The organism is Mycobacterium sp. 852002-50816_SCH5313054-b (assembly GCF_001667185.1).
Lineage (GTDB): Bacteria > Actinomycetota > Actinomycetes > Mycobacteriales > Mycobacteriaceae > Mycobacterium.
In genome coordinates this window covers 29,639-42,243 of sequence record NZ_LZIC01000009.1, presented here as the reverse complement: position 1 = coordinate 42,243, position 12,605 = coordinate 29,639, and the positions used below count along the sequence as shown (strand labels likewise).

The window sequence follows — 12,605 nt, the reverse complement described above, 5'->3', positions numbered from 1 at the left end:
GGCGCGGCATCGTCGAGCATGAACCCGACCCGGGCCGCCGGCAGCGCCGGGTCGATCGCCAGGTAGGCCGCCCCGGTCTTGAGCACCGCCAGCATGGCCACGACGGCCTGCGCCGACCGCTCCAACAGCAACGCCACACACGCACCGGGGCGGACACCATGGCCAGACAGCAAGTGCGCGAACCGGTTAGCGGCCTCGTCGAGTTCCCGGTAGGTCATTGACCGGCCCCCGAAGGTCACCGCCGGGGCCTCCGGGGCGCGGGCCACCTGCGCGGCGAACAGCTCCGGTACCGACACCGCGACCGGCGCGGGCCGGCCCAACACCGCGCGGTTGCCCGCCTCATCGAGGCGGGCGTGCTCCGCCTCATCGAGCAGATCCACCGACGACAGGCGCCGCCCCGGATCCGCCGTCAGGGCGACCAACACCCGCTTGAGTCGCTCGATCAGCGCTTCGATGCTGGCGGCGTCGAACACGTCGGTGCGGAATTCCACCGCCCCGGCGATTCCGGCGGGCTCGCCGGCGTCGGTCCACGTCTCGCCCAGGGAGAACGCCAGGTCGGTGCGGGCAGTCCGGGTGTCGAGCGGCAACGGTGTGACCTGCAAGCCAGCCAAGGCCAACCCCGCCGCGGGGCCGGTGGTGCCCTGCCCCTGCCCGCTCTGCCAGGCCAACATCACCTGGACCAGCGGGTGGTGGGTCAGGCTTCGGGTCGGGTTGAGCCTTTCCACCAGTACCTCGAAGGGCACGTCTTGGTGCTCGTAGGCGGCCAGGCTGCGCGCGCGCACCTGAGCGAGCAGCTCGGCGACGCTGGGATCACCGGCCAGATCGACCCGCAACACCAGGGTGTTGACGAAGAAGCCCACCAGCTCGTCCAGCGCCGGGTCCCCACGCCCGGCGATCGGGAAGCCCACGGACACATCGGAACTCGCGCTGAGCTTGGCCAGCAACACGGCCATGGCGGCCTGCATCACCATGAAGCTGGTGGCGTTGTGTTCGCGCGCCACCCGGGCGACCTGCCGCTGCAGCTCGGCCGGCCAGTCCACCGACACGCTCGCGCCGCGGTAGTCCGCGACCGGCGGGTAGGGCCGATCGGTGGGCAGTTGCAGGTGCTCCGGCATCCCGGCCAGGGCCTCTTGCCAGTAGGCCAACTGCGCGGCGATGCGGCTGCCGCTATCGCTGAGATCGCCAAGCTGCGCGCGCTGCCACAGCGTGTAATCGGCGTACTGCACGGCCAGACCGCCCCAGTCGGGGGCTTGCCCCACCCGGCGGCAGGCGTAGGCCACCCCGAGATCCCGCACCAGCGGAGTGATCGACGCGCCGTCGGCGGCGATGTGATGCACCACCGCAACCAGCACGTGTTCATCCTCGGCAACCCGGAAAAGCCTTGCGCGCATGGGGATCTCGGCCGCCAGATCGAACGGGTGACGCGCCACGGTGTCGAAGGCCTCGCCCAGCTGGCTCTCCGACCAGCCGATCGCGTCGACGATTGCCCAACCGAAGTCGGCCCGCTCGGGAGGCACGATCAGCTGGCGCGGTATGCCGTCGTAGGCGGCAAACAACGTGCGCAGGCTCTCCTGCCGGACCACCACGTCGGCCAGCGCCGCGCCCAATGCTTCTTCATCAAAGGCATCCATCCGCCCGCGCAACCGCAAGGCGACCGCCATGTTGTAGATCGTCGAGGGACCCTGGAACTGGTCGATGAACCACAACCGGCTCTGGGCAAACGACAACGGAATCACCGCGGGCCGCTCCACGGCCGTCAACGGCTCCAACCGGGCTTCGTCCCCACCGATGCGCGTCGCCAACTGGGCAACCGTGGGCGCCTCGAACAACGTACGGACCGACAGACCGGCGTCCAGGCCGCTGTTGACCGCGGCGATCAGCCGCACGGCCGACAGCGAATCCCCACCGAGGTCGAAGAACGACTCATCCACCCCTACCAGCCGCGGCGGCTCCACACCCAGAACCTGCGCGTAGATGTCGGCCAGCAGCTCCTCGACCGCGTTGGTGGGGGCGCGATAGTGGTCGCCATCCTGGTATTCGGGTGCCGGCAGCGCCCGGGTGTCGAGTTTGCCGTTGACCGTCAATGGCAGCGCGTCCAGCACCACCACCGCGGTCGGCACCATGTATGGCGGGAGCCGCTCGGCCAGCGCCGCACGCGCCGACGCTGCGAACGACGCCGGATCCGCGATCCCGGTGACGTAGCCCACCAGTCGCTTGTCGCCGGGGCGGTCCTCGCGGGCGATCACCGCAGCCTGCTTTACGCCGTCCAGCGCGCTCAGTGCTGCCTGGATTTCGCCGAGTTCGATGCGGTACCCGCGGATCTTGACCTGCTTGTCGGCGCGTCCCACGTACCGCAGTTGTCCGTCAGCGCCCCACCACACCAGGTCCCCGGTGCGATACATCCGTTGTCCCGATGCTCCCGGCCCGACGAACGGGCAGGCCACAAACCGCGTCGCGCTCAGCGCCGCCCGACCCACATAGCCGTCCGCGACTCCGGCGCCGGCCACGTACAACTCCCCCACCACACCCGGCAGGACCGGCCGCAACCACCCGTCGAGCACGAAAAACTCCAGGTGGGCCAGCGGTACCCCGATGGGGCTGGCGACGCTGTCGACGTCGCTGACGACGATCTCCCGGAACGACGCATGCACGGTCGTCTCGGTGATGCCATACATATTGATCAGCCGCGGCAAGCCCGGATGGTTGTCCAGCCAGCTCCGCAGCCGCTGCGGCTCCAGCGCCTCGCCGCCAAACACCACGGCCTCGAGCTTCAGCCGAGGCTCCGGCTCGGGCTGTGCCGCATCGGCGGTCTGCAACGCATAGAAGGCCGACGGGGTCTGGCTCAGCACGGTGACCTGTTCGGTCACCAGCAAAGCGTGCAGGTCTTGCGGGGAGCGGACCACCGAATCCGGCACGATCACCAGCCGGCCGCCGTAGAGGAGCGCGCCCCAGATCTCCCACACCGAGAAATCGAAGGCCAACGAATGACACTGCGACCAGACCTGCCCCGCCAGCTCCAGATCGGCGTCCAGCGTCTCCAGCAGCCGCGTCACGTTGCGATGCGGGATCGCCACGCCCTTCGGGGTTCCGGTGGTACCCGACGTGTATATGAGGTAGGCGATGTCATCGGGGGCCGGCGCCGGCAACGCGGTGCTGGGTTGGCGATCGATGGCGGGGTCGTTGATGTCGATGACTGCCACGCCGCGTCCGTGCAGCCGATCCGCCAAGCCGGCGGTCGTGATCGCCGCGATCGGCGCGGCGTCGTCGAGCACGAACCCCATCCGGGCCGCCGGCACCGTCGGGTCGATCGGCACGTACGCCGCCCCGGTCTTCAGCACCGCCAACATCGCCACGACCGCGTCGGCCGACCGCGGCAACAACAGCGCCACGCGCTGGCCCGGACCCACACCCTGGCCGGTCAACAGGTGCGCCAATCGGTTGGCCGCCTGCTTGACCTCGCGGTAGGTCCACGAACGCTCCCCCGCGCTGATCGCCACCGCGTCCGGCGTGCGCGCCACCTGCGCGCCGAACAGCACCGGAATCGACACCGGCACACCCACCGGCTGGGTCAACCCCGTGCGGTTGCCCCACCTCTGCAGCCGGGCGTGTTCGGCGGTGTCAAGCACATCCATCGATGACAACCGCCGGCCCGGATCGGCGGTCATCGCCGTCAGCACCCGCTGGAACCGCTCGATCAGCCTCTCGATGTCGGCGGCGTCGAACACGTCGGTGTCGAATTCGACGCGAAGACCCATTTCCGTGCCCGGCATGGCCTGGACCGCAAGCGGGTAGTGGTTGTATTCGCGGTGGGCGAAATCGGTGATGGCCAACCCTTGGTCACCTTGGCCGCCCGACAACGCGGCCGCGTCGAGCGGGTAGTTCTCGTACACGAAAAAGGTGTCGAACAGCTGGTCCAGGCCGGTGACGCGGTGCATCTCGGTGAGCGCCAGGTGCTGGTGGTCGAGTGTGTGGTGGTAGGCGTTTTGCAGTTGGTCGAGCAGGTCGGTGGTGGTGGTCGTCGCCGTGATGCTCGCCCGCACCGGCACCGTGTTGATGAAGAGGCCCACCATCGAGTCCGCGCCGGTCAGCTCGGGCGGCCTCCCCGACACCGTCGTGCCGAAGGCGACGTCGTGCCGCCCGGTCAGCCCCACCAGCAGTCGCGCCCAGGCGGCCTGCACCACGGTGCTGACGGTGGTGTGACTCGAGCGCGCCAGCTCGCCGAGCGCCCGCGTGGTCTGCTCGGGCACGCGGAACGAGGCAACGCCGCGCGGCCCCAGGCCCAGCCGGCCCGGCGGGGCCAGCAATGTCGGGGTGTCGAATCCGGCCATCACCTCACGCCAGGCTGCGCGCGCGGCATCAAGGTCACGGCTCGTCAGCCATGTCACGAAGCTGCGGTACTTCGCCGCCGCGGGCAGCCATCGCCCGTGATAGCTGGCGAATATCTCCCCCAGCAGGATCGGCAGCGACCAGCCGTCCAGCACGATGTGGTGATTGGTCAGCACCAACCGGTGCTGATCGTCGGCGGTGCCGATGAGCGCGGCGCGGAAGGCCGGCTGGTTGGTGAGATTGCAGACCGCGGCGCGTTCGGCGGCGCACACCTGCCGGATCTGCTCATCGAGGTCCGGGCGGCCCCCGCGAAGGTCGACGTAGCGCCACGGCACGACGGGATCGGCCGGGATGATCTGCACCGGCTGGTCGAACTTGTCGGAGAATCGGGCCGCCAGGTTGGGGTGGCGGGTGACCACCGCGTGCACCGCCTTGCGCAGGCGGTCCGGATCGACCGGACCGCTCAGCGCGATCTCCAGCTGTACGGCATAGACGTCGTCGCCGCCCTGATCGGTGATGGCATGGAACCACAGCCCCTGCTGCAAGGGGGTCAGTGGCAAAACGTCAGCTATCCGCATATTGCCGCTGAAGGTCGTCGATTTGTTGCTGGCTGAGACCGGCAGCGATGTCGGAGGGCGTCAATCCGCCCCCGCCGCTTCGCACATGCGCGCTGATGCCGGCCAACGCGTCGAACCACAACCGGTTAAGCCGGCTGACCTGCGCGTGGTCCAGGGTCGAGGGGGCCCACGTCCAGCGGGCGTGCAGCTGCGGGCCGGTATCGGCGTCGACCGTGCTGGCGTTGAGCTCCACGGTGTGCATCAACGGCATGGGGATGGCGGCGGCGACGTCGGTGACCGACCAGCCGTCCTGGCTGAGCCGCCAAACGTCACCGGACACCTCGCCCGCCCCACCGAGCCGCCCCAGGTAGTTGAACCCGATCGGCGGGTCGGACGGTGGCAGGTCGACATCGCTGTTCAAGTAGCGCAGCGCCCCGTAAGTCAAGCCGTCCGGCAGCGCGCGAAGTTGCTCTTTGGCGTCTTTGATGAACGTCCCCAGCCCCGCGTCACCGGCCACCACCCGCGCCCAGTCCAGGCCTGCGACCGCGATGGATACGGGGTATTTGGTCGTGAACCAGCCGACCGTGCGAGACAGGTCGACATGGGGAGCCAGCTCCTCTTGGCGCCCGTGACCCTCCACGTCGATAGCGATCGGCGCACCGCCGCCCACAAATTCCGCCAGCGCCAAGGCGAACGCGATCAGCAGGATGTCGTGCACCCCGGCATGAAACGCCGCCGGCACCTCATCGAGCAGCGCCCGGGTGGTCTCGGCATCCAGCTGCGCCGACAGGTTGCCCGCGCTCGCATAGGTATCCACTTCGGGACGCACCGCCGGCAGCGCCGCGGGCGCCGCCGTGATCTGCCGCCACGCGTCGGCCTGCGCCACGATTTCCGGGCGGTGCGCGTGCTCGGCCAACAGCGACGCCCAGCGGGCAAACGAGGTCCCGGGCGCCGGCAACACCAACTGCTGCCCACCGCGATGCTGGGCCCAGGCAATGTTGAGGTCCTCGAGCAGGATCCGCCACGACACCCCGTCAACGGCGAGGTGGTGAACGATCAACACCAACTGCCCGGCGTCGGCCGCCCAGAGGGCACTCAGCATCACCCCGGCCGCCGGATCCAACCGCGACCGCGCCTCGATCACCGCCTCATCGGACAGCACCGGCACCGCGCGCAGGTACCCGCGCGCATCCACCGAGCCGGCCTCGGGCACCATGCACGACCAGCCGCCGGCGCCGTCGTCCTCGACCCGCATCCGCAGCGTGGCGTGGCGATCCAGCACGGCCTGCAGCACCGCGACCACGTCGGCCTCCGTCACCCCGGCCGGGGCCTGCACCGACACCGTCTGGTTGAACTGATCGACCGGTCCCTCGACACCGCGCAGCCAGCACATGATCGGTGTCGCGACCACCGGACCGAGGCCCTCGTCGCTCACGTCGGCGTCACCGGTGGCCACTTCGGCTACCCGCGCCAGCTGGGCCACCGTTTGCTCGACGAAAATATCTCGCGGCCGGCACACCACCCCGGCGGCCCGCGCGCGCGCCACCACCTGCATCGACAGGATGCTGTCCCCGCCGAGCTCGAAGAACGACTCGTCCACCCCGACGCGCTCCAGCCCGAGCACCTGCGCGTAGATGTCGGCCAGGATCTCCTCGACCGCGTTGCCCGGGGCCCGATAGCGATCGACGTCCCGATACTCGGGTGCCGGCAGGGCTCGCTTGTCGAGTTTGCCGTTGACCGTCAGGGGCACCGCCTCGATCACCACGACCGCGGCCGGCACCATGTACGCCGGCAACCGCTCGGCCAGCGCAACGCGTGCGGCGGCCGGCTCGGCGGTCCCTGTCACGTACCCCACCAGGCGCTTGTCGCCGGGACGGTCCTCGCGCGCGATCACCACCGCCTGCTCGACACCGTCCAGTTCGGCGAGGGCAGCTTGGACTTCACCCAGCTCGATGCGGAAGCCGCGAATCTTGACCTGCTGATCGGCACGACCCACGTACCGCAGCTGCCCGTCGGTACCCCACCACGCCAGGTCCCCGGTGCGATACATGCGCGCCCCGGGCTCCCCGAACGGGCACGCCACAAACCGCGTCGACGTCAGGCCCGGCCGCCGCCAATACCCAGACCCCGCGCCGCCGCCGGCCACATACAACTCCCCCACGACCCCGGGCGGGACCGGCTGCATCCACGCATCGAGCACGAAGAACGCGTACTGGCCCAACGGGACGCCGATAGGGCTGGCCGAGCGATCGACATCATCGGGGAAGATCTCCCGGAACGAGGCATGCACCGTCGTCTCTGTCGTGCCATACAAGTTGAGCAGCCGGGGTGCTTCCGGATGATTGTCCAGCCACGTCCGCAACCGCTGCGGTTCCAGTGCTTCACCGGCGAAGATCACCGCATGAAGTCGGAGTTGACGTCCCTGCTCGGGTGAGAGCGCGTCCGCGGTTTGCAGCGCATAGAACGCCGACGGGGTCTGGCTTAAGACTTCGACCTGTTCTTTGACCAATAGCGCATGGAAATCTTCGGGCGAGCGGGCCACCGACTCGGGCACCACCACGAGTCGGCCGCCGGACAGCAGCGCACCCCAGATCTCGCACACCGAGACGTCGAAGGCCAGCGAATGCCACTGCGACCACACCTGCCCCGGCGACAGCTCGACGTCCAGGGACTCCAGCAGCCGGGTCACGTTGTGGTGGGTGATGGCCACCCCTTTAGGGACACCCGTGGTCCCCGAGGTGTAGATGAGGTAGGCGATGTTGTCCGGCTCGGGCACCGGCAGCACCGTGCCGGGTTGACGGCCGACTTCAGGGTCTGCGACCTCGGCGACATCGACGATCAGCAGATCGCGCCCGCCCAGCCGATCGGCCAAGGCGCCGGTGGTGATCGCCGCGATCGGCGCGGCATCGTCGAGCATGAACTCGATTCGGGCCGCCGGCACCGCCGGGTCGATCGGCACGTACGCCGCCCCGGTTTTGAGCACCGCCAGAATCGCCACGATCGCTTCGGCCGAACGCTCCAGCAGCAGCGCCACCCGCTGCCCCGGGCCCACCCCGTGGCCGGCCAGTAGGTGCGCCAACCGGTTGGCGGTCTCCTCAACCTCTCGGTAGGTCCACGATGATTCCCCGAAAGTGATCGCCACCGCCTCCGGGGCGCGGGCTGTCTGCGCGGCGAACATCGCCGGAATGGACTGCGACGCGGGTGCCGGCCGGCTCAATACCGCGCGGTTACCCCACCCATCCAGCCCGTCGAGCTCGGCGGCATCGTGAAGATCCAGCGACGAGAGCCGCCGCGCCGGGTCGGCGGTCATAGCCGCCAGTGCCCGGCCCAACCGTCTCGCTAATTCCGAGACCTCGAGCTTCGCAAACGGGCCCCCGGCGCCCGCCGTGCTGAGAAAAAGCTGGTCGCCGCCGCCAGAGAAGATCAACGCGAAGGCGCCCACCTGAACGGGATTGGTGAAGGACGCCGAGGCCGCGACACCGGCGAAGTCCATCGTCATCTTCGACGGCATGAAGTTGACGCTGACCCGACCGGCTCGCTGTCCCGCGCCGCGCGGGTCGGCCTTGCGTTCGAGGGCGTGCACCGGGAACCGCTGATGGTCCAGCGCCTCCCGGATTCGCGCATCGACATATTCACAGAAGCCGGCGACCGTGGCTTGCGGCGCAACGCTCAACACCAGCGGCACCACTCCGGAAACCATGCCCGGCAGCGTCTTTGACTCCGGACGCACGCGCCTGCTGACCGGGAAGTCGAGCACCACCTCTGAGCCCTCGGCGCACCACCCGCGCACCAAAAGCGCACACGCCGCGGTGATGACCGACGATCGAGGCATATTCCACCCGTCGGACAATTCTTGAACTCGCCGAAGCACGGCAGCGTCCAGTCGAACCGGCGCGGAAGGCTCAGACCCGTCCGCCTCATCCACGGCCGGGAGAAACCCGTTCTGTGGTCCGCTTTCCGGTGGAAGATTCCTGGCCCAATAGTCCTGATCGTCCAGATAATCGGTGGACGCTTCGTATTCCGATTCGCAGCGGACCAAGTCCTGCAGCGAGCCGAAGAAAGTAGGAGGAATGGGTGCATTCGAAACAATTGCCGCGTAGACGGTCGCAATCCGATTGGCGATCAGCGTAATTCCGGAGCCGTCCACGATCATGTGGTGAAAGCACCCGAACAAGTAGAATTCATCGGACCATGTTTGGAATAAAGTGAAATTGAACAGCGGGCCGTCGGAGGGCATTGGCGTGTGTTGTATCGATAACGCCATGCGACGGGCTTCCTGCACCGGATGGCGCGTGTCGCTCAGGTCGTGGAAGGCCAGCTCGAAGTCGGGGCAATCGATCGCCCTCTGGACGACGTGGCCGTCCACCTCGAACACGGCGGCCCTGGCCGGTTCGGCCTCCCGCATCACGTGACGGATCGCGCGCTGAAGCAACTCGCGGTCTACCGTGCCGTCGAATCGCACGAGGACGCCAAGCTGCCACTCCGTGCCGGAGTGACCCGTTTCCTGCGCGAGCCAAATGTCCAGCTGTCCCCGCGTCAGCGGGAGAGCCCGGTCATCAAGTTCCATCCGGATTACCTATCAAACCCCTGTCCCGCCGCTAACCTTTCGCGCAGAGTTTTCGGCCGTATATCGGTCCAGTTCTGTTCGATATAGTCCAGGCACGCTGCGCGGTCCGCTTCGCCGTACACCACCTGCCAGCCGGCTGGAACATCGGCGAAGGCCGGCCACAGGCTGTGTTGTTCCTCATCGTTGACCAAGACGAAGAAACTGCCGTCGTCGTCGTCGAATGGATTAGTGCTCACCGCGTCTCCAGACCCGTCTACTGGACATGGGTACAACAAGTTCTAAACCATACTGGAGCCCCACAGAGCTTGTCTAAGCCTTCGCGGAATTTGAGGTGGCGGGGTTCTGCTGACACCACCGCATCCGGAACGTTGCCTAGACGAACTATTAGTATGGTTTCACCGCTCGCTCCGCTACCCATGGTCTGCGTAGCGGGCTCTGTCGGGTGGTCCCGCCGCGACCGCCGCGGCTCACGCGACATATTTGGACTGCTCGCCCGTCCCGGGGCGCCCCGGGATCTCCGACCCGACGACGCCGCCCCGGTGGCCTCCTAGCGGTGGCTCCACGCCGCCGTGCCGCCGCAAGGCGCCAGGGACCCTCGGTCGCGGTCCGCCACGGCGCCTATGTATTAGGTGGGGGAAATCGCCGCCCCGCGCCTGGGGTAAGTCGCGGAGTCTCCGGAGCCCCGCCCTGCGCGGCGCACCGGTCAACCTGATGACGGTTGCCCGCACAGTTACCTCGGCGCGAACCAACGCCGGAGCGCCGGCGACCGTGGTCGCGGTGCCGGGTGCGTCGGGCGCGCACATTCAACGGTGCAGCGCGCCGGCCGCGACCAACGGTCTCATCAGAACTTCCGACGACGAAGCAGGGATCTTTGCGGTGGCAGACGTCGCCACGCGGTGTGGACGGCGCAATTTAGTGAGGCGACATGGCCGATGCGCCGGGCGAGCCGATCGAGGTGAGTTGGTGGCTGGACCACATGAATTTACGACGCCTAACGCGTGCAGGTTGAGCCGTTACCCGACGCGAGCCGGTCGTGTAGCATGCAACGTGATTGGGCGGCACGTTGGACCGGTGTATTCCGAATGAAATATCCATAATAAAAGACACCATGTGACCGATCATGGGTCAAAGCAGATCCGGTTGGGACGACATAAATGGACAACCACAGCGAAGCTTCGACGCAGGTTGAATCGACGGATAATTCACCAGTTGCAATGTCGGAGCACCTCGCTGACGACCTGCTCTCCACGACCGCCGGCGGGTGGAAAAGCTTTTACAATCTGCTCAGCCGCCGGCTAGAGGACGCCGGGGTCGCGGATTCATCATTTTTTCTCAATTATGGGTACGCCACGCTGGGTTCCAACGACGAATCTGCGTTCACCATTCGCCCGGGAACTTTCAACGCCAACTCGGTCCGGCTGGTGTTCGAAGTCGTTGGACCGGTTGACCTCAATGACCGCACAGTCGTCGAAATAGGATGTGGCCGCGGCGGCAACGCCGCACTTGTCGCGGAGAAGTTCAACGCGCAGGTGATCGGCATCGACATGTCCTCGGAAGCGATCGCTTTCTGCAGTAAAACGCACGTCAAGCGTCCGATAGACTTCCGGGTCGGCGATGCACTGAATATTCCCCTGTCCGATGCGTCGTGCGATGCCATCATCAACGTGGAGTCCTCACATTCCTATGGCAATTTGCCGAAGTTCCTGAGTGAAGTTCGAAGGATTTGCCGGCCCGCGGGATGGTTCTTACACACCGACTTTTTAAGTCCCGAGGACTGGGACCAGGTGAGGATGCGTTTAAAGCGATCGGGCTTCGTCACAGAAAGCGACCGGGATATTACCGCTAACGTGCTGGCCTCGCGCGATCAAGCAAGTGACACCTGGGCTCAGGTTTATGGCGACGGAAATGCACGTGTTGCGAACTTCCTGTCCCTGCCCGGGTCCGCGATCTACGAACAGATGCGGGCCGGCCTATTGGAGTACCGGATACTGAGATCTCAATTGCGTACCGAAGCCGCCTAGCGTCGTCCCCGGCAGCCCTGCATTCGGGACGTCACCAGTCGAGATCCGAGTAGAACAGCCGCGATACGTCACCTGTCCGCTTTCTGATCGTGGAAATCTCGCGGTCGCTGAGCCGATTCATCCAGTTTGAGACGTTCACCTTGCTGTTTCGCCTGATCGTGAATTCATCGCCCCGCTGCGGTTCGGAAGGGTTCTGCTCGCCCGAGCTCGCCTCGATGGCGCTTCGGACGCTGGTGGTGAATTCCAGGCCGAGCGCCGCATAGATTTTTTGAAAACTGCCCACCGGATCCATGGATAATTCTTCGTGCTTGAGGAACAGCCACCCCGGATAGCGCATGCGGTACTCGTCTACCACTGCGTATATGCAGTTCCATAACAGGGCACCCACCGGGATAATTTCTTGTTCATGCTCGGCGAAATACCGAATATCCGAGTCGAAATCCGCCAATCGAGTTTCGCGCATGAGTTGCGGCTGTCTCAGGAAGTGGTTGAAGTCGAATTTCCACTTCAAAATTTTCAGGCTGGAACATAGCGCGGCGGGATGCCGGATCATGACGACAACGTTCATATCGAATTGGCGAGCCAACCAGGGGGCGGAAAATATGGCGATGGGATCTTTCATGACAGCCGTCTTTTTTCTCAGTCGGTGCGTGGAAAGATTCGCAAACGCCAATAGACTTCGAGCCGCTTCCCTCGCGCTCTTGGCGTGGATGAGATTTGTCCCCAAGGGGTACTTGAAACTAACCAGTCCCTCAAGATATTTGTCGAATGGGTAAGAGTTCTCGTCGGTGATGTACTGGAACTGGGCTTTAATCGGATTGGCGAAGCCGCATAAGTCACCGTTTTCGGTGGTGAACGGCTCGTGGAGGTACCCCATCCCCGGTGCCTGCGCAATCATTCGGCCAGTCCAGGTCGTGCCGGAGCGGGGTGCGCCGGTGACGAGAATCCGCTTGCTGCCCGCAGGCGGGTCGACAAGCTCGCGTTCCGTGGCCACGTCCCCGCACCCTCCCGTCTAGTTTCTTGACCGTCTGGGGAGGCTCGAGGGAACGGCTGCGGGCCTCCGGATTAGCAATCTGGATCGCTGACTTCAGGCTTCCTACGCTGCTGAACCGAAACGCGCGCGAACACCGACGT

The 12,605-nt window shown here is 66.3% G+C and carries 5 protein-coding genes; 1 reads left to right on the top strand and 4 read right to left on the bottom strand.

All coding sequences use genetic code 11. The annotated features are described in order from the left end of the window. From A5787_RS28715 to A5787_RS01110, 3 genes are all read right to left on the bottom strand, one after another. Positions 1 to 4,886 (bottom strand): amino acid adenylation domain-containing protein (locus A5787_RS28715; RefSeq protein WP_369829067.1); only part of this gene is annotated, 4,886 nt, incomplete at its 3' end. Positions 4,887 to 4,890: 4 nt separating this feature from the next. Then, entirely contained in the window at positions 4,891 to 9,450 is a 4,560-nt protein-coding gene (locus A5787_RS28710) for a non-ribosomal peptide synthetase (protein ID WP_066960389.1), read from the bottom strand. 5 nt (positions 9,451 to 9,455) lie between these two features. After that, on the bottom strand, positions 9,456 to 9,686 hold the full coding sequence (locus A5787_RS01110) for an MbtH family protein (protein ID WP_066960386.1): 231 nt from the start codon (positions 9,684 to 9,686) through the stop codon (positions 9,456 to 9,458). Between the two features lie 918 nt (positions 9,687 to 10,604). On the opposite strand from A5787_RS01110, the gene A5787_RS01105 reads away from it, so the two are divergent. Further along, positions 10,605 to 11,471 carry a class I SAM-dependent methyltransferase gene (locus A5787_RS01105; protein WP_082977012.1) on the top strand — a complete coding sequence of 289 codons (867 nt, stop codon included), beginning with the start codon at positions 10,605 to 10,607 and terminating at the stop codon, positions 11,469 to 11,471. A gap of 31 nt (positions 11,472 to 11,502) precedes the next feature. On the opposite strand, the gene A5787_RS01100 is transcribed toward A5787_RS01105, so the two are convergent. Beyond that, positions 11,503 to 12,465 (bottom strand): sulfotransferase, encoded by a 963-nt coding sequence (locus A5787_RS01100; protein ID WP_082977011.1) that lies wholly within the window; start codon positions 12,463 to 12,465, stop codon positions 11,503 to 11,505. Between the last annotated feature and the right edge of the window lie 140 nt (positions 12,466 to 12,605).